Here is an 18,825-nt window from a genome sequence, read left to right as displayed (position 1 = left end):
ATCGCTGACGAGATAGCGCTGCCAACAGCAACATCCACCCAATCCCGATTCCCAATCACCAGCGCAGCTTGCGCCGTGCCAGTGCGGCGCCCAGTTGCGTCTGCAGCGCCTGCGCCTGCGCCAAGGGCACAAAGCGCAGGCGCAGCGCCGGGCCGGTGGTGCTGGCACCGGCGGTGTCCAGCCACAGCGTGGCGGTGCCGGTCAGGCGATCCAGCGGCGAGCGTTGCAACTGCAGCGCCTGCAGCTTGTCCAGTTCGGCCAGTCGCCACCAGCGCTTCCACCAGCCGCCGCGCACCGCCACGTAGCGCGCATCCACTGCATAGCCCATGCGCTGCACCTGGCGATGCGCCTTGAAGGCGCTCCACGGCAGCCACAGCAGCAACCACGCCGCCTGGCTGCCGAACTGCCACGCCAGCCCGGCAACCAGCGGCAGCAACATCAGCAGCGTCGGCAGGCTCAGCCGCCACCAGCAATGCGTTGCGATCGCCTGCCACTGCGCCGGCGGCCAGGCAATGCCGGGCAGCAGATGCTGCAGCAAGGCATCGCAGCGCTGCGGCTCGGCGATCGGTGCCAGTTCCTTCAACGCGCTGTCGCGGTTGTCGCCGGCGCTGGCCACGGCGGTGTCCACGCGCAGCTGGCGGCGGCCGAACAGGCGATGCAGGCGGCTTTCGTACACCGTCCACGACTGGATCCGCCGCAGCGCCACGCTGCTGCGGATCCGCGTCAGCAGACCGCGCTCCACGGTGAGGCGTCGCTCCGATTCGCTGAGATGAAAGCCGTGGTATTGCGCCACCGCCAGGGCCACCGACAGCGCACGCATGGCCAGCAGCACCGCCATGGCAGCGATCGCCACCAGGACCGTGGTCACCGCCGCGCCCGGATGGACCTGGCTGACATAGCGGTAGGCGAGCTCGCCATTGGTCTCGATAAAGCTGGATGCCACGCGGCGCGGAATCATCTGATAGATCACGCCGAAACTGGCAGCCACCACCACCATGCCGCGGTTGGAGATCAGGCCCAGCCGGATCACTTCGCCCAGCGGAAGACGCAGCAAGGTGGTGCGGTCGTCGTCCTGCACCACCGCCGCATCGACGTGGTGGGCGCGGCGCCGTATCAGATCTTCCAGCGCCAGGGCCTGGTCCAGCCGCAGCACGCGCATTTCCGCCTCGGGCTTGTGCCCGCCGGCCGACTCCAGCCGCACTTCCGCCACGCCGGCCAGCCGGTGCAGCAGCGATTGATGCACCACCACGTTGTGGATACGCGCGAACGGAATATCGCGTCGGCTGCGCTCCAGCAGGCCGCTGCGGATCGCCACACTGTCTTGCCCGATCCGATAGCGATAGGTGAAGTAACGCAGCACCGAAATCGCCACCAGCACCGCGATCACCGCAGCGGTGGCGATGTGGTCGGTGAAATCGCGGCTGCCGTCGCGGCTGCCGAACACGGCCAGGGCGACCAACGGGATCAGGAACTGGCGGATCTGCTGCAGCAGCACGAACACCCACGACAGCGGGTGCAGGCGCTGCTCGTCGTGGCCGGGGTGTTCGATGGCGCTCACAGCGCGTCGTCGTGGTGATCGAGCTGGCGGGCCAGGCGGTCGCGCAGATGCTCGGCATCGGCCTGGTCCAGCCCGGACAGCGCTACCGCGTTGAGACGGCTACCGGCGGTGTGCACCACCAGCGTGGTCAGGTGCGTGGCGCGTTCGATCGGGCCGCGGCGCAGATCCACGTGCTGCACACGCGAGATCGGCACGCGGGTGTCGCTCTGCCACAGGTGCCCGCGTTGCAGCGCCAGGCCGTGCTGGTCGAGTTTCCACAGCGTGAGCCGGTGCCGTTTGACTGCCAGCCATGCGCACAGCACCGCCATCGCCACTGTCACCCCCAGCACCGCCGGCCAGTAGTGCCAGGCGTGCAGCACGGTGACAGTGACGCCGGCCGCGATCAGGCCGGCACAGCCACCGCCAAGTGCGCCGTTGACCGCCGCCACGTAGGCGCCCCGGCGAGGCAATTGCTGCCAGTGCGCGTGGTCCACGGGCAGTGGCTGGGCAGACGCGGCGCGGACCAGGATGTCGGGGTGCGGCGGTGGAGCGTCGTGCACGAGGCGGGCCTGCAGAAGCGGTGCGCAAGCATAGCCGGGCACCCGGTCAGGACGCATCCGGCATGGCCGTGGGTCGCGAGGAGCCGGATTGGACGGCCGACAGGTGCCGCCGCAGGCCTGGGCGGATACGTTGTGTGGTCGAAGGCGGTCTTCATCACCGCGCGCGGATGCGCCACGCATTGGAATACCCGGACCGACGGCCACGCCGATGGCGCGCAGCGATGGCCATCGACACCAAGCCTTGGCCGGGCAGACGCCCGCAGTGGTCAGCTCCAGGCATCTGCAGTGAATGCGCCGACGCCACACAGCGCGCCTGCGTGCCGCCGCCGTCGATCAGGCAGCCCCGCTGCCCGCGCTTACTGCGCGGCCAGAATCAGCGCATCCACATCCAGCGCATGCCCGGCGCGCGCGGCCTTGGTGCGCAGATACTGCTCGTTTTCGGGGGTGATATCGCCGGTGACCGGGATGCGGTCTTCCACCGCGATCCCGGCGGCGCGCAAGCGTTCGGCCTTGGCCGGGTTGTTGGTCAGCAGCCGTACGCGGCCGATCCCCAAGCCGCGCAACATCGCCACCGCGCTGCCGTAGCGGCGCTCGTCCGGGCCGAAGCCCAGCTGCGCATCGGCATCGATGGTATCCAGCCCCGCATGTTGATACCCGTAGGCGCGCATCTTGGCGGCGATGCCGGTGCCGCGGCCTTCCTGATCCAGATACAGCAGCACGCCGCCGCCCAGGTCCTTCAACTTGGCCAGGCCGTGCCGCAGCTGGTCGCCGCAGTCGCACTTGAGCGAGCCGAACAGGTCGCCGGTCAGGCAGGACGAGTGCACGCGCACCGGCACCGCCGCCGACAGGTCGGGCTGTCCCACCACGATCGCCACCTGGTCGCGCTGCGCGACGCCGCCACGGAACACCACGAATTCGCTCATGCCCAGGCCGCGCAGCGGCACCGGCGTGCGGGTGACCAGCTCGTAGCCGGCCGCGGCCGACTTGGCGCAACCGCTGCCCAGGTCGTCCAGCGCCAGCGATTGGCAGCCCGCGAAGGCGGCATGGTCGTGCACGTCGCGCAGGTCCACCGCCAGCAGCGCCGGCAGCAGCAGCCCCAGCCGGGCAATCTCCACGCCGCCGGCATCCAGCGCATCGCCCGCGGCCCAGTGCGCCGGTACCGGGGTGTCGCGCAGATAGGCCAGGGCGGCGAGCTGGTCGTAGCTGTAATCGGCCAGCGCGACGCGTGCGCCCTGCGGCGCGGTCAGCCCCAGCACCTGCGCGCGCGTGGGCGTGACGAACAGATAGTGGCGGCCCTGCGCCGCGCGCGCGAACGCGGCATACGACTGCGCCGTGCTGCTATCGAGCGCCAGCACGGCGCGCGACTGCCCGCCCGCGGCGGTGAGCAGCACCGGCCGGCCAGCACGCAACTCGGAGGCGGCGCGCTCACAGCGGATGGCTGCCGGATCGCCGAAGGCCTGTGCGCTGGGGGAGGGGACGGGGCTGCTCATGCACGACTCCAGATGGGGATTGCCACGGCCGCTTCAAGGCGGCCGCCACCGCGCCAGTGCCGGCCGCATGCCGCCATTGTCGCGTGCTTGGCAACGGCCGGTTGCCTGCAGCGGGTGGAACGCTGCATCCAGTGGCTGCGTTTGAGTGACAGCACAGGCGCCGATTGGTTGTGCGCCGCCCGCGTTGTTCAGCGCCCGGCAATGCTTTCTAATCAGGCGATCTTTCCGTTCAGCAGACCCCATGCGCCTTATCGACTGCAATGAGTCGCGTCACGCCAGCGCGATCCTGGACATCTTCAACGAGGCCATCGCCAACTCGACCGCGTTGTACGACTACCGGCCGCGTCAGCCGGAGAGCATGGTCGGCTGGTTTGCCACCAAGCGCGCGGGCGGATTTCCGGTGATCGGCGTCGAAGATGCCGATGGCACCCTGATGGGCTTTGCCAGTTACGGCACCTTTCGCGCCTGGCCGGCGTTCAAGTACAGCGTCGAGCATTCGATCTATGTGCATCAGGACCACCGCGGCAAAGGCCTGGGGCGGGTATTGCTGCAGGCGCTGATCGCTGCGGCAGAGCAGCGTGGCGTGCACGTGCTGGTCGGTGGCATCGACGCCAGCAACCAGGCCAGCATTGCGCTGCACGAACAGTTCGGCTTCACCCATGCCGGCACCGTGCGCGAGGCCGGCTTCAAGTTCGGTCGCTGGCTGGATCTGGCGTTCTATCAACGCATTCTGGCGACGCCTGCAGACCCGCACGACGATTGATGCCCCGACCTGGCTGCCGCGCGCGATCAGGCATGCGCGGTGTGGCGATCAGTGCGGATGCCGCTCGGTGGCGTACGGGTTGGCCTCGCCGCTGTCCGGCGGGCGCAGCGTGTAGCGCTTGTAGGTCCACTGGTATTGCGCCGGGTCGCGCCGGGCGATCTGTTCGATGCCGGCGTTGAGTGCGCTGGCTGCACGTACCGGATCGGGGTCGGCCACCGCCGGGTCGGCCGGCTGCACGTGCAAGGCAAATTGCAGGTCGCCACCGGCGCGCTCGCACCAGCCGTACAGCACGATCGCGCCGGTGCGCTCGGCAAGTCGGTTGACCAGAGTCATGGTCAAGGCCGGGATGCCGAAGAACGGCGCAAACACGCCATCGCCCATCTTCGGTTGCTGGTCGGGCAGGATGCCGACCGCGCCACCGTCCTTGAGTACCTTGAACAACTGCCGCACCGCCGGGCCTTCGGCACGCACTTGGCGCACGTTGTCGCCGCCGCGCGCCAGTTGCAGAAACCCGTCTACCGCTTCGGACTCGGGCGGCCGGTACACGATGGCGATCGGGCCACGTTCGGACAGCCACTGGTTGAGCAATTCCCAGTTGCCGAAGTGCGGCGCCGCCACGATCACGCCACGCCCGGAGGCCAGCGCCGCGTCGTAGAGGTCCTGGCCATTGCGCTGCAGGCGGGCCAGATTTTCGGCCGGCGGGCGGGTCCAGGTTCGCAGCACTTCCAGCGTCTGCCGCGCGGTCGAGCGCAGGATCTGTGCGTGCAACTGCGCGCGCTGCTCTGCCGGCAATTCCGGGTAGGCCAGTTCCAGGTTGCGGCGTGCCACGCGGGCTTCGCGCGCGTTGAGCTTGCGCCAGCTCCAGGCCAGCGCATCGGCCATGCGTTTGAGCAGCGGCCACGGCAGGCGGCCCACGGTGGCCGCGGTGGCATAGAGCAGGCGAGCGCGAAGATCAGGTGTCATCCGCGCAATTCTAAACAGCGTGGCCGGCGAAGGCCCGCAGGTGACAGGGCGGGCAGCGCTGGGCATGCTGCGCGGCACACTTTGCTACCCAGGACTTTGCATGCTCGCCCTGATCCAGCGCGTCACCCGGGCCTCGGTCACCGTCGATGCGCGGATTGTCGGGCAGATCGGCCCCGGGCTACTGGCGCTGGTCGGCGTGGAGCCCGGCGACAACGATGCGCAGATCCGGCGCCTGGCCGAGCGCCTGCTCAGCTACCGGGTATTCGGCGACGACGCCGGCAAGATGAATCGCTCACTCACCGATACCGGCGGCGGTCTGCTGCTGGTCAGCCAGTTCACGCTCGCGGCCGACACCAGCTCCGGCAACCGGCCGGGCTTCAGTACCGCCGCGCCGCCGCAGGAGGCTGAACGGGCGTTCAATCAATTGGTGGCGATCTGCCGCGAAAAACATCGCGGCGGGGTGGAAACCGGGCGCTTCGGTGCCCATATGGTTGTCGACCTGGTCAACGATGGCCCGGTGACCTTCCTTCTCAGACCCTAGCCAGCGCAGTTCTACCAGCGGTCCCGTCTTGATTCCGGCAGACCGGGCTTCACGCTGGTATAATGCTAGGTTCTCTTTCCAATCTCAAAGCCGGTGGCGCGAGCACTCATGGCCAACGAACGTCCTGCCCAGCAATCCGACATCAAGCTACTGATCAGCAAGGGCCTGGAACAGGGCTATCTGACCTACGCCGAAGTCAATGACCATCTGCCCGACGACCTAGTCGACCCGGAGCAGATCGAAGACATCATCAGCATGATCAACGGCATGGGCATCGATGTCCATGAAGTTGCGCCCGATGCTGAAACCCTGTTGCTCAACGATGGCAACACCGGCAACCGCGAGGTTGACGACACCGCAGCCGAAGAAGCTGCCGCCGCGCTGACCGCGCTCGACACCGAAGGTGGCCGCACCACCGACCCGGTGCGCATGTACATGCGCGAAATGGGCACGGTCGAGCTGCTGACCCGCGAAGGCGAAATCGCCATCGCCAAGCGTATCGAAGAAGGCCTGAGCCAGGTCCAGGCAGCACTGGGTGTGTTCCCGCTGTCGACCGAAATGCTGCTGGCCGATTACGAAGCGCACAAGGAAGGCAAGAAGCGTCTGGCCGAGATCGTGGTCGGCTTCAACGACCTGATCGAAGAAGCCGACGCTGCCGCCGCTGCACTGGCCGCTGCCGGCCCGGTGGCCGTGGACGAAGACGCCGTCGATGAAGACGACGACGAAGACGGCGATGACGACGCTGCCGAGGAAGAGGCCGGCCCGACCGGTCCGGACCCGGTGGAAGTGGCCACGCGCATGGAGAACCTGGCCAACGAATACGCCAAGTTCAAGAAGATCTATGCCAAGAACGGCGCCGAGCACAAGCTGGTGGTCAAGGCGCGCGAGGACATGGCCGCCATCTTCACCACGCTCAAGCTGCCGCTGCCGCTGACCGATGCACTGGTCACCCAGCTGCGTGGCGTGGTCAACGGCATCAAGGATCACGAGCGCAAGGTGCTGCACCTGGCCACCACCGTGGCACGCATGCCGCGCAAGGATTTCATCCGCTCCTGGGAAGGCAACCAGACCAACCTGGAATGGGTGGAAGACGCACTCAAGCGCAAGCAGAAGTGGTCGTCGGCGCTGCGCGACGTCAAGGACCAGATCGTCTCCGAGCAGCAAGGCTCGATCGAGATGGAAAAGGCCAACTACCTGACCCTGGGCGAGATCAAGGAAATCAGCCGCGCGATGGCCTATGGCGAAGCCAAGGCACGCAAGGCCAAGAAGGAAATGGTCGAGGCCAACCTGCGCCTGGTCATCTCCATCGCCAAGAAGTACACCAACCGCGGCCTGCAGTTCCTCGACCTGATCCAGGAAGGCAACATCGGCCTGATGAAGGCCGTGGACAAGTTCGAATACCGTCGTGGTTACAAGTTCTCGACGTATGCAACGTGGTGGATCCGCCAGGCCATCACCCGTTCGATCGCCGATCAGGCGCGCACCATCCGTATTCCGGTGCACATGATCGAAACGATCAACAAGTTGAACCGCATTTCCCGCCAGATGCTCCAGCAGTTCGGCCGCGAGGCCACGCCGGAGGAGCTGGCCAAGGAAATGGACATGCCCGAGGACAAGATCCGCAAGGTGATGAAGATCGCCAAGGAGCCGATCTCGATGGAAACCCCGATCGGCGACGACGAGGATTCGCATCTGGGCGACTTCATCGAGGACACCAACGTGGAGTCCCCGATCGACAACACCACCAACATCAATCTCTCCGAGACGGTGCGTGATGTGCTGGCCGGGCTGACCCCGCGCGAGGCCAAGGTGCTGCGGATGCGCTTCGGTATCGACATGAATACCGATCACACGCTGGAAGAAGTGGGCAAGCAGTTCGACGTCACCCGCGAGCGGATTCGTCAGATAGAGGCCAAGGCGTTGCGCAAGCTGCGTCACCCGAGCCGTTCGGAGCAGCTGCGTTCGTTCCTGGACATTGACTGATTTGTCGGTCGCCATGCTCAGCTGATCACACAACAGCCCCGCACATGCGGGGCTGTTGCGTTGTGGGGCCCGGTAGGGCGACGCCTGCCGCATGCGCTGCCGGGAACAGCGCAGGCCAGGCTACGCAGCTTCACGTTGCGGCGACGAAACCGGACCGCACCGCACTATTAAGTGGATGTTTCCTTCAATCTCACCTGATGTTCCAACCGGCACTTCTACGTTGGGGCCCGAATGGAAACGAGACCGTCCAATGAGCAGGCAAAGCCGCTTCGAGACCACCACCTACCGCGATCACGAGATCCGCGTACGCGCCGAGCAGGCGTCACCGACCGCCAGGTGGACGCTATGGGTCGATGTCTATGCCAACAACGGCAGCACGCGGCTGCCGCGCATCAGCGACCAGCACCAGACCTGGGAGACCTATCAGGACGCCATCGCGCAGGGCTTCCGTGCGGGCCGCCAGCTGATCGACAGGCAACGACAGACTGCCGATGCGTGAGGCGTGGTTGGTGTGCCTGACATGCAGCAGACAAGCTCGCTGACAGACAGGTAAACTTGCTTCACTCCTGCGGGCCCGACGTATCCATGCGGCACCAGCGAGCGCTGTGCAGCAGGGCCTATAGCTCAACGGTTAGAGCAGAGGACTCATAATCCTTTGGTTCCAGGTTCGAATCCTGGTGGGCCCACCACGCGCATCCACGATGGATGTTGCGCACGTTTGAGGATGAGTAGTTTCCAGAAGTGAACCTGACCCCTTCGGGCTAGTCTAGTGGCTAGGTCCGAAAACACCGGAAAGATGCTCGACTGGAAAGCACTTCGTCTTGGCGCGCCTACTCTGGGCTCATGAAGTAAGCGTTTAAGGCAGCAGGTCCAACATGATAGCAACACGGCAACACCAGTTGCATATTGCCAGCCAACTGACCAGCGATTGCCAGCGGAGCTGACCGGGATCGGCGTTGGTATTGACCATCGTGGGTTACCAAATTGCCAGAAGCCGGCAGCGGCCCGACCGTCAGAAAGCGACCCGTTGCTGCCGTTCGCTCCGCCAATCTGAAAGACAGCTGTGCAGCGTAAGGTGTCAGTCGCTGTCCGAATGCGAACTCACGGTCATCGCCACAATGTCTCGGCAACCGGAAACCTACGGATTCGCGGAAAGTTACTCGCAGGGCAGCCGCGGCAACTCTTCCGGCTTCCAGCAGACGTTGTGAAAGACGCAGGCCCGGCAGCACAGGTGAGTCTCCAACGTTTTTAGCTGACAACGGCCCTCTTGCCTGCGCTGAGACAGTAGCATCTGGTGCTCGCAGTGGTGAAGATCTCCTGACGCTGTGTAGGAATCGGGCCGTTCGCCCATGCTTGCAATTTGACTAGCAAAGCCTGCTTTCCTTGCTGCTGGGTAGTTATGGAACTGGCAATCGCCGGTAAACGGCGCTGGGGCCTTGTAGAACCACACGTCCCCCGTGATCGCAAGGAAGTCGGCCGCTCCCCCAGATTCATCGATTTCCATCACCAGTGTTGGCCGCTTGGGTTGATTGGCGGCCGCCCGGGCCGCAGTTGACGCGATGAGCGGCGGATGCGCCGACTCCACAAACGCTCTGGCTGTCAGTGGAAAAAGAGTCACAGGAGAGGGACGGAGATCCTCGCGACCGAAATCCCGTAACACTGCGGCTTCGAAAGCACCGCCCTCGGTCGCGAGCCGTTGGAGAAAGTCACCTAATCCGTTGATAGTGATGGGCTCCACCACGGGCTCACCGCCGTATCGGGTGACCGCAAATTCCCGGTTGCCAACTAAAAATGTGATGGCAGGAATCACCGTTCTGTGCGGGTAGCTGGCGCGTTTTGGTCCCACTCGCTGCGTTGATACGACGACACCACGGAACATGGCCTGGATGTCGCCTGGCTGGATCACCGCAAGCGCCTCGCCGATATCCATCGTCAGTGGCAGGGTATCGATGAGACGCGCACGGTTTAGCAGGTCGAAGATTTCGTTCGACCTAGTCTCCATTTCTTCGAATGAACTGAAGCAGACGACGTCATCCGGGTCCAGAACCGCGTCGGCGACAAAGCTCGAATACGGCCGTTTGAAGACAATGAGCCACTGTCCGGCCGTGATGACGACACGCGCGAGCCCCTTCTGCTCGCTCTCTGAAAGCGACCTGACATAACCAATCACGTCAGTCAGCCAGCCTTTCCAGGATGAAAGGATCTCAAGCTCGTTCCTGCCGGTCTTCAGCAGGTTCAGCCCTTCGCAGATGAGGCGTCCCATCTCGTGGCTCGGCGGAACTTCGCCTCTGGGGCGTCGAGGAAGATCGGCGTCAAAGCGCTTTGCTTCCACCAGCATGGCAGGTGATCTGTCATACGCCCGGCCGAGGTAGTCGAAGAAGAGCGGTTGCCCGCTATCCTTCTCGCGGCTGCGCACCTCTTCAACGATCTGGTCCGGAATGTCTGGATTCCAGTCCAGCGCCTTCAAAAGGCCGTCTATCAGAAACCGGCGCGTTGGACGCTCTAGCAGTTCTTCGATCGTCACTTGGCCAGTGCTGAGTTCTCCTGCATAGGAGCTTCGAAGAATCGGCTCTTCCGCGCGAAAACGATCTACGGACTCGCGCCAGGCTCGCCGGAAGGCTGACTGGTCAGTGCCGCTCATCGCAACACGTCCGGAAGCTCGAACATCAGGCGAAGTGCCTCGGGCCAGCCAGCCTCGGAGAACAGCTCCAATATCTCGATCAGTTTGGCGCGCCTCTGCGGGTCATCAAAGATGCCGCGGTAGTCGGCCAGGTAGCGTCTGACCAGTTTGACCAAGCTCTCGGATCCCAGGTATTCGTAGTGATACCCATCCTGGGCGCCGGCACCGAGCAGCAGCGTTGCCACGCGATCGAAGATCGCGCGCGGATCTCCTTCTGCAAGGAAGCCGTACAGGCCAACCAGGTTGTAGGTAGTGCAGGCTTGGGAATAGCGATCGAGGATGTCGAGGATGGGCGCGTAGTCGGCGATGAATCGCTTCTTGGACTCGGGGCTGGGAAGACCGGGTTGTTCCTTCTCGCCCCGGTTTCCAGGATCGAACGCACCAGCCCCAAAGTAGAGTTGATTGCATATCTGGTCGAGCACCTTATCTGCAGCATCAAACAGGAGCCGCCAGCGTTCGGCCTCGCCCGTGGAGGCGATGAGAAGGTGCGGCCGCGCTGCATCGTGGCCGGCAGCCGCAGACTTGGCTGCAGCGTGGATCAGTCGCTGAAGCCGCTGCACCATCTGCAGATCCTCTGCGCTTGGCGCTGGTCTGTAGGTGAAGAAGAATACCTCCCGCAGACCGTGCAACATCGCCGTGAGGAACATTGCGCCCCGCGGCAGATCCGTCACCCAGCGCTCGATCCATTGCCAAGCGACGTCACTGTCATGGGCCACGTACAGGAACGCGATCAGGTCCGCCGCAGCGTCGGCGAACTCATCGCGCCCTTCGGGAGTGCCAGCCTCGATCGTTGGCCAGTTCTTGCTCAGCAACCGCAAAAGAATCTGCGCGGTGCGGTCCGGATATTTGCGAGCCATGGGCCACAAAGGGCCAGACACAAAAAACGCCAGGGCAGCTCGATGGGTTTCGTGCTCCACGACCTTATCGACCAAGTGCCACATGCGGTCAGGTGCCACATCCCAAAGCACGTTCAGGTGGCCTGATACCTGGTGTCTGACTGTGGGCGCCGGGTCATCGAGGCAGCGCTCCATCCTGTCTAGCAACTCTGGGCAGTCCAAAGCGAATCGAGGCGCGAGTGACGTGATGCTCTCTGCTGCGTACACGCGCACATCCCAATTTCCCCAGCCCATGCCCATTGACGTGTCTTTGGCAGACTCCGGGTATGGGCTCGCAGACAAACGATCAATCAGGTCAATTAGTTCGTTCAGTTCCGGCAAGCCGCTGGTGCCAGGTTCATAGGCTTTGCTGGCGGCAAGCTTCTCAACAGCGTTGCCCAGCGCTCCCCAACTCGAATGAGCCAGCTGAGGGTGAGGGGGCGGCGTAGTTGCCGCATCAAGCAACCGAGATAGGCTGGCTGTATGTTCCCAAAGGATGACGAGAGTCGATGCATCAGCGTCCTCCGGCAACCTCTTTACAGCGTCCTCGACCAGCCGGCTTGCGGCTCGGATTTCTCGGTCTGGACTTTGCTCCAGATTCGCGCCGCTATGCTGCAGCATGTTGTCGACAATATCGTCAGCCGGTGCCCAACCAAACGACATCTCCATCGCGGGCCGGTTCCCCATCAGACGACCAGCCATGTCAAACGTTGCGCGCTGCGCCCGCATGGCCTCCGTTGCCAGTTGTTCGGCGGGCACGTCCGAAAGCAATCGGCTCAGCAGACGAGCTTGGCGCTCGTCATCAAGGAAGCGGTCCTGCAGGAAATACTCCTCCAGCGCTCGGCGTTGTTCCTGCGCCAGCCTGGGGTAGACGGCGACCAAGAACATGATGGCGTCTCGCGTCACGCCCGACATCTCGAGAAACCGGGGCTGCAGGACGAGCGGTGCGAGGAGGTTGTCTGCGACCGGCCCACGATCGGCGGCGGTGCCTAATATCCGCGACCAGACCGCCGCGTTGGTGGCTTCCTGCAGGGCCACCTCGACGACCGTGCGGAATGCCGCGTCGGAGCAATCCTTGAGGAAGCTGACAAAGCTGGTGAGAACTTCGGAGTCGTACGACTTCCTCGCACGCCAGTCCTGCAGCGTCAGGTAGTCGTCGACGACCTTGACGAGCCGACCATCAACGTCAACGTCGGTGACCGCCGGCGGCGTCTGGTCGTGTCCGCTGCGGCGCTCCAGGTTCAGCCCCCGCACTGCACTGATGACCGCGCGGGTTGCTGCGGCTGGATGGTCGTTCAGGAACGGCGGCAGCGACTGGCCAAGCTGCCAGCGGGCGTGTTGGTAGTTCTGGCGATGGGTGGACGTCAGTGGGAGGATGCGACTCGCGGTTCCACCCATCCATGTCTTGCTCTGGTCCGTTACGTCCCGCTCGAACAGAGCGCCATAAATGTGAACCACAAAGTCTGGGTCGTGGGGATAGATGCTGCGCACGCCATCGGCGAGCCACGGGGCCTCGTTTGACGCGTGCTGTTCAAACCGGTCTTCCAGAATTCGCTCAAGCAAGGCGCGCGACGCCGCGCAATCGGCCCCGTACGAGCGCGTCACGAAGCGAATGGCTGCAGACGCCATCGCGGGATGTGTCACGTAGGTTGACCATGCGGCGCTGAGCAGCGTCCGCGCGGCCTCACCGAACTCCGCGAGAACCGACGCATCGTTTAGCTCGATCCGGTCGAAGTACGCCATGAGCAACATGCGCGCGGCATCAACGGCTTGCGGATCTGTCGACGACGCGGCGAATCTCGCCACGCGCATCCAGGCTAGCGCGGCCGGCGCCGCTGCCTCGTCCGGTGGAACCTGACCAGTTGTCATTCCCACAAACCGCGAGAGCTGTCCAAGCAGTTTGCCGCGCGCCGTTGCATGCTCAGAGGCCTTCAGCGCCAAGAGCAGCCCGTCGATGTCCGATGGCACCACTACCTGTTCGGCAGCGGTCCGCAGTGCCGTACTGAGGAGCACGGGGTCAGCTTTGTCTTCAGAAGCGAGGTTCAGCAGAAACAGCCAGGTGCTGCCATGGCTGGCGCCACCTTCCTTCCATAGTCGCTCAAGCGCGAAGCGCAGCGCCGGACCAAGCAACAGCCCCATGGCTGCGTCGCTCGGCAGCTGTCCGCGCAACGCCTCGGGGTCGCTCGCGTCCAGATAGAACCGGCCGGCGATATGGTCGAACAGAACGTGGTGCGCGAAGGCAACGTGATCGCGCCCGGCGGATACCAATACTCCGGACGCGCGAACATCGTCTACTGCATCATGCTCAATAGCAGTGGACGGCACGATCAGCCGGCGCCGCTGGATCATCTGCGTCACGGCGGCCTTCGCGGCGCGTTGCATCCGGTGTCCTGTCAGTCGCACGTCCTCATATCGCGAGATCAGCTCCGACTGCGTTGCGAGATGGCGTATTGCTTCCGCCTCCACCCCTGAGGCGAGCAGTTCTGCGGCAAGCGACAGGTTGAAGATGTTGCGCAGCAACTCCTTGACCTTATCCGGCGCGGTCGACTCAAGGTCCTTCAGTTCAGGCGATCCTGCAGCGATGGCAGCGAGTTCGCGAGCAGACAAGCGCGCGACGTGGAAATGCCGTACGTCGGCCAACTCCTTCTCCATGAACCTCTGGTCCGGCGGGCTGCCCCGCATCAGGTCACGGAATCGCCGCCCATTGCGGAGGTCGAAACTGCGGATCGAGGCGACGATGGACCAACGCACGCCGATTTTCGCCACCGCATCGGCAATGAAGGTCGCCAGCACCTGCTCTGACGGGCCGCCTCGCGAGGCGTCCAGGGCGTCAATGATGAGTAGCCCCGGTGTGTCGCCCGGCCATGCAGCCAGCACGTCCAGGAGGTCGTGGACGATGCCGAGCTCGTCCCGGAAGTTGCGTCGGTGCGTGAATCCTGAGAACCGCTCGACGGAAAGAAACAATACCGGGCCAGACTCTTGCTCAGCCAGATCTGCCAAGCGCAGCAGGACCCCTGTTTTGCCGGCACCAGGCTCGCCGGTGACCAGCAGGCCTCCATCCCTGGCAGCGTCCAGTAGTGGTTTCAGGCAGTCCCGCTCAAGCGGCGCGATGCCGTCGAGCGGTAGCACCGTGTGCTTCTTTAGCCGCTCCCGCTCATGCGTTGAGTAGGCGAGGACGGTCGCGATGTCTTCGTCGAACCCAGGGGCGGCGACTTCCAAGTGGCCCGCGGACCGGAGGCTGCGAAGCAGCCCGTTGCGATCCTGCGGCGCGCCCGACCTGATGGCACGTCGGCTGATGTCGAGTAGAGCGAGCATCGGCTGCTCGCCTTTGTCAGCACTGCCGTACAGCCGTCCGCCCAGCAGATGACTGGCGAGACGCCATTCCGCCCCTTCTCCGGGCTCAGAAAAACGCGCGATGCGGAATAGCCGCGCCATCGCCACCAAGTCGTCGTCGCTCGGCCCGACGGGCTTCCGCTTCGCCCACGCAGCGCGAACGTGGTCCTCGAACAAAGCCAGCGCTTCGCGTTGCGCCGCCGACAGCAGAGCCAAGACGGCGGGCCATGTCCCGCCGGCATCGAACATACGGCATGCCCCTTCCAGATTGTCGAGCGAGCGCGGCGCCGATTCCTGTACTGCGAGCACGGCGACGATTTGCGCGGTCCCCACGGCCTGAGCGACATCGAGATACAGGCCGACGAGCTGGGAAATCGTGCGCCCGAGGGCGCTGTCGTGCGTTCTTGCCAACCCGGCCTGCGTTTTGCACTGAACGTAGATCTTGCCGCCGTTGGCCAGACGGGCAACGACGTCATCCATGGGGTCGGCGGTCTCGCACTGAAGTTCGACAAGGCGTGTGTCACCAGCCATGCCGACCTTCTCGCCAACCGGCATGTCCGCAACAAGATGGGCGGCGAACCAAGCGGCAACGCTCGCCTGAAAGGACATGCCAGCTTCCGTTGCCCGGCCGCCCGCGGTGGGTGACGGGCCGCTCATCGGTCGAACGCCGGGATTGGCCGGCGGGTCATGCTGCTGATCGTCGGCGCGCTGCGCCATGCCTTTGTCCGATTCATTTGCCCGCCCCGTCTTGTGATGTTCAGTCGACTCCTAGGATCGATGTTAGCCGCCCACGGCGTGTCAGCGTGGCCGTCGGGCCGGGGATTAGGCGGCTCGTTCCCTTGCCAACAACGCTTGACCAGCGTGCCGGTTGCTGGGAGTCCGGTCACGGACACCTCCGACTTCGCAGACGGGAAGCCGCCGACGGCAGCGAGTCTGGACCTGACAGTTGCTCCCGTGGGGCGAACGATGGCAGCTGGCCGAAAGCCGCCATTCTCTAGGTCAACCGTCCAGCGTCGGCCGGCGCTCCCGGCGGATCGGTCTTGGTGATCAATCCCATCGGTGCGCGCGTGAGAGTCGGCCAAGAGCCTAGATGCTCGGGCTTGGGAGGCGGGTGCTGTTTCCGTAGAGCTTGCAGAGTAGACACGAGCGGCACTGGCGTGCTTGGTCGTAGGCAGCTTTGCCCTCAAACTGTCTGAGGTCGTCCAATGATGTCCGATTCACGTCGACTTAAAAGTGAGTCAAAAAGTGAGTCGATGTTCTAGTTTGTTCAAGGAAAGTCCAGTAAAAACAAGTGGATGCATTGGTTATTCGTGTGCTGGTGGGCCAATAAAAAGCAGGCACTTGGACTCGTGTCCAAGTGCCTTTTTTGTTGCCTCGCCAAACTATCGAGAAACGTCTTCTTCATCGCTGATCGCGCAGTCCGCGTTTTCTGGATAAGCGATTGCATGCGCCGCAATCATCGTTGCGCTCCGTTACGGTGCGCTTGCCTGCGCAACCAAGTGAGGACATCAACGGCCGGGTCCTCATGCATGCATACATGCAGCCGGCCCAACACCACGCTCTGCGCATCGCCGCCTGGCAAGACGTCATCAAAGCCAGTGGCTTCGCAGGCGATCAGGACCGGAGGCAGATCAGGCTGCGCGTGGGAATACAGCATGGCCAGCACATAGCCCTGCATGATCTCGAAGCTGAGGGAGACGCCTGTGCAAACGCGGAACTGTTTGCGCGTGCTCATCGCCGCACCTGCGCAAACAAGGCATCGACGGCAACGATTGCTGCATCACCGTCGGCAAACGTGAAGGTGTGGATGGCTTTGCGTGCACTTGCGAGGTGCGCCATCAGGCTCAGCCATGCGGCATGGCTGGATTCCAAGGTAGTGGCGATCAGGCCGACATGGTGGGTGATCTCGCGCGCCGCAAGTGCGGGCGCTTCTTGGGTGTCGTAAAACATGCAGGACTCCTGAGTAAATTGGAGCCCACCAACCCGAGACCAAGCGGGGTGGCGGACGGCACGGGTTGGTCTACCGGACTCAGGGACCGGCGGGGCCGAAGCCCCCCGCGTACCGCCCGCCATAAAGATGGCAAGCACGCACCCCGCGCGATGCTGGGCAACAAAAAAGCGCCTTGCATCGATCGATGGGCGCTGGTGCGCCTGAGTAATCGGGAGACCAATCCCGGTCGCCGAATATGCGGCGACGCACGCATACTCGCTCCGGCTCTTGGCGCCTGTCAACGGGAAGCGCGGGAGTCGGCTGCGCTAATTTCGAGAATCTCCGGCACTGCGTGTCGTGATGTGCTCGAAGTTAGTCGACGTGGCTTAAACGAGCATCGATTGCTGGGCGGAGATAGCCGCCGTCGCGCCTTGCCATGATGCGGTGGTGACCGAGGCTATTCCGGGGTTGGCGAGGTCGCCTGCGGCGTAGATGCCGGGCATGCTGGTTTCGCGGCGCTCGTCGACCTTGAGGGCTATGCCGGTTGGCGTGTTGACCGTGGCCAGGCCCAGCGATTCATGCAGGCTTGCCGATGGCGTGGTGCGCGGATGCGCGAACAGGATGTCGACCGCAACGTCGGAGCCGTCATCGAGGCTGATGGTGGCACCGTGGTCCCCGTGACGGGCAATCCCGGTCATCCGGCCATCGGCTACGGGCACGTTGCGGCTTGCCAGATCGGCGCGTAGATCGGGTGCAATGGCATGGCCATCGGCAAAGACCGTCAGCCTGTCAGTCCAATCGCGGAACAACCGGACCTGGTTCATCGACTGCGGGCCGGACCAGACCAGGCCCCAGTGCTGCGAGGCGACTTCGAAGCCATCGCAATAGGGGCAGGGCACGATGGATGTCCCCCAGTTTTCGGTATAGCCCGGCACCGCCGGCATCTGGTCGACAACGCCATAGCTCAGGATCAGGCGACGTGCCTTCAGGCGTTCGTGATCGTCGGTGACAACGCAGAAATCGTCGATTGCACCTGACACACGCTCGGCCCGCGCATTGATCAGCCTGATGGTCGGATAGCGCGTCAGTTGCTGCCGCGCCTCGGCCAGGATGTGCAGCGGTGGCTTGTGATCGTGGCCGAGCACGCCATGCGAATGTCCGGCAAAGCGGTTACGCGGCCGGCCGGTGTCCAGGACAGTGACCTTGCGGCGGGCACGGCCGAGCTGCAGGGCGGCGGCAAGACCTGCAAAGCTGCCGCCGATGATGATGACGTCATCCATAGGATTAGGTACCGAGTTGAAGGAGAGAGGCACGTGCGTGGCGAGGCGCCGCAGCAAGGACCTGTTGAGCCCGCGGCTTGCGCTTTTTGGTACTGATGAGTATCCTAAATACAGAATTAGGATACTGTCAAGGACTCAAATTACAATGGCCCAAAACAGCCGAAGCCGGCGCGGCCGGCCAACCAATGAGGCGCTTGGTCAAACGATCGTCGACGCCGCCTATGCGCTTTTTGTGGAACTGGGCTTCCAGGCGACCACATTGGACAAGGTCGCCCAGCGGGCGAAGATCTCCAAGCTCAGCATCTACCGGCACTTCGAGAGCAAGGAGGCGCTGTTCAGCGCGGCCATCGCGGACCGCTGCCATCAATTTGCTCCGCAGATGTTCTCTGAAAGCGTCGACGGCTCGGTTGAAGATCAACTGATGGCCGTTGGATCATCGCTGCTGCGCACCCTGTTGAGCCCGGATGTCCGCAGCGTTGAAGCCATGGTCATGGCCGACAAGACAAACCAGACATCCTTGAGCAGGCTTCACTACGAGGGCGGCCCCGCCTATGTCATTGCCCAAATCGAGGCGTTGTTACGTCGGTTGCATGAGCGGGAAATGCTGGACGTGCCCGATCCTCACGGGTCCGCGCGCTTGTTTGCGGCGCTTTTCAAAGGAGCTGACCTGCTGATCATCGCGCGCTTCGATGCGCCGAGAGCGGAGGACAGCAAGGAAATCGAGTCCTATTGCAGGTCGGCTGTCGCGTTGTTCATCGCTGCGCATGGTGGCAAGAACCACGCGCCTGGATAGCGTGATGCTCTACAACCGGCTCAGCGATCTGTAGTTGTTGACTTGAGGTTGCCTGGAAGTTGGCTGCGTGTTGGCGATGTTGCCGCCGTCAGTGCAT

The 18,825-nt window shown here is 63.9% G+C and carries 14 protein-coding genes and 1 tRNA gene; 6 read left to right on the top strand and 9 right to left on the bottom strand.

The annotated features are described in order from the left end of the window. Nucleotides 1–55: 55 nt before the first annotated feature. The 3 genes from FHY19_RS07355 to ribA all read right to left on the bottom strand — a co-directional run bounded on the left by FHY19_RS07355 (nt 56) and on the right by ribA (nt 3,587). Nucleotides 56–1,558, bottom strand: a complete 1,503-nt coding sequence (locus FHY19_RS07355; protein WP_259163386.1) for a PH domain-containing protein — start codon at nt 1,556–1,558, stop codon at nt 56–58. Further along, nucleotides 1,555–2,154, bottom strand: coding sequence for a PH domain-containing protein (locus FHY19_RS07350; protein ID WP_259156836.1), 600 nt, complete (start codon nt 2,152–2,154; stop codon nt 1,555–1,557). The genes FHY19_RS07355 and FHY19_RS07350 overlap by 4 nt, the downstream gene beginning before the upstream one ends. A 299-nt stretch (nt 2,155–2,453) precedes the next feature. Beyond that, nucleotides 2,454–3,587: a GTP cyclohydrolase II RibA gene (ribA, locus tag FHY19_RS07345; protein WP_259163376.1), complete on the bottom strand. Its 1,134-nt coding sequence runs from the start codon at nt 3,585–3,587 to the stop codon at nt 2,454–2,456. 241 nt (nt 3,588–3,828) lie between these two features. Here ribA and FHY19_RS07340 point away from each other — a divergent pair, with 241 nt between their 5' ends. Further along, the gene (locus FHY19_RS07340; protein ID WP_259156834.1) at nt 3,829–4,350 is read left to right on the top strand and encodes a GNAT family N-acetyltransferase; all 522 of its coding nucleotides are present in this window, start codon (nt 3,829–3,831) and stop codon (nt 4,348–4,350) included. Nucleotides 4,351–4,398: 48 nt separating this feature from the next. Here FHY19_RS07340 and FHY19_RS07335 read toward each other — a convergent pair whose 3' ends face one another. Next, the gene (locus FHY19_RS07335; RefSeq protein WP_326521112.1) at nt 4,399–5,313 is read right to left on the bottom strand and encodes a lauroyl acyltransferase; all 915 of its coding nucleotides are present in this window, start codon (nt 5,311–5,313) and stop codon (nt 4,399–4,401) included. 100 nt (nt 5,314–5,413) lie between these two features. Here FHY19_RS07335 and dtd point away from each other — a divergent pair, with 100 nt between their 5' ends. The 4 genes from dtd to FHY19_RS07315 all read left to right on the top strand — a co-directional run bounded on the left by dtd (nt 5,414) and on the right by FHY19_RS07315 (nt 8,526). Beyond that, nucleotides 5,414–5,854 (top strand): D-aminoacyl-tRNA deacylase, encoded by a 441-nt coding sequence (gene dtd, locus FHY19_RS07330; RefSeq protein ID WP_259163350.1) that lies wholly within the window; start codon nt 5,414–5,416, stop codon nt 5,852–5,854. Between the two features lie 108 nt (nt 5,855–5,962). After that, the gene (gene rpoD, locus FHY19_RS07325) at nt 5,963–7,837 is read left to right on the top strand and encodes an RNA polymerase sigma factor RpoD (protein WP_016902493.1); all 1,875 of its coding nucleotides are present in this window, start codon (nt 5,963–5,965) and stop codon (nt 7,835–7,837) included. Between the two features lie 175 nt (nt 7,838–8,012). Further along, the gene (locus tag FHY19_RS07320; RefSeq protein WP_259163331.1) at nt 8,013–8,336 is read left to right on the top strand and encodes a DUF6566 family protein; all 324 of its coding nucleotides are present in this window, start codon (nt 8,013–8,015) and stop codon (nt 8,334–8,336) included. A gap of 114 nt (nt 8,337–8,450) precedes the next feature. After that, a tRNA-Ile gene (locus tag FHY19_RS07315) sits at nt 8,451–8,526 on the top strand. A gap of 467 nt (nt 8,527–8,993) precedes the next feature. Here the strand turns inward: FHY19_RS07315 and FHY19_RS07310 are convergent. The 5 genes from FHY19_RS07310 to FHY19_RS07290 all read right to left on the bottom strand — a co-directional run bounded on the left by FHY19_RS07310 (nt 8,994) and on the right by FHY19_RS07290 (nt 17,992). After that, entirely contained in the window at nt 8,994–10,478 is a 1,485-nt protein-coding gene (locus FHY19_RS07310; protein WP_259163327.1) for a hypothetical protein, read from the bottom strand. Further along, complete coding sequence (locus FHY19_RS07305; protein ID WP_259163326.1) at nt 10,475–15,442, bottom strand: hypothetical protein; 4,968 nt, start codon at nt 15,440–15,442, stop codon at nt 10,475–10,477. The genes FHY19_RS07310 and FHY19_RS07305 overlap by 4 nt, the downstream gene beginning before the upstream one ends. Before the next feature lie 739 nt (nt 15,443–16,181). Next, nucleotides 16,182–16,460: a hypothetical protein gene (locus tag FHY19_RS07300; RefSeq protein WP_259163324.1), complete on the bottom strand. Its 279-nt coding sequence runs from the start codon at nt 16,458–16,460 to the stop codon at nt 16,182–16,184. Continuing rightward, the gene (locus FHY19_RS07295; protein ID WP_259163322.1) at nt 16,457–16,675 is read right to left on the bottom strand and encodes a hypothetical protein; all 219 of its coding nucleotides are present in this window, start codon (nt 16,673–16,675) and stop codon (nt 16,457–16,459) included. The genes FHY19_RS07300 and FHY19_RS07295 overlap by 4 nt, the downstream gene beginning before the upstream one ends. A 366-nt stretch (nt 16,676–17,041) precedes the next feature. Then, on the bottom strand, nt 17,042–17,992 hold the full coding sequence (locus tag FHY19_RS07290) for an NAD(P)/FAD-dependent oxidoreductase (RefSeq protein WP_259163321.1): 951 nt from the start codon (nt 17,990–17,992) through the stop codon (nt 17,042–17,044). 88 nt (nt 17,993–18,080) lie between these two features. Between FHY19_RS07290 and FHY19_RS07285 the strand changes: the two genes are divergently transcribed. Beyond that, entirely contained in the window at nt 18,081–18,728 is a 648-nt protein-coding gene (locus tag FHY19_RS07285; protein WP_259163319.1) for a TetR/AcrR family transcriptional regulator, read from the top strand. Nucleotides 18,729–18,825 lie beyond the last annotated feature (97 nt).

The sequence above is a fragment of the Xanthomonas sp. 4461 genome (assembly GCF_024806475.1).
Lineage (GTDB): Bacteria > Pseudomonadota > Gammaproteobacteria > Xanthomonadales > Xanthomonadaceae > Xanthomonas > Xanthomonas arboricola_F.
Note: the sequence above shows the minus strand (reverse complement) of the source record. Positions and strands in the feature narration are given on the sequence as shown.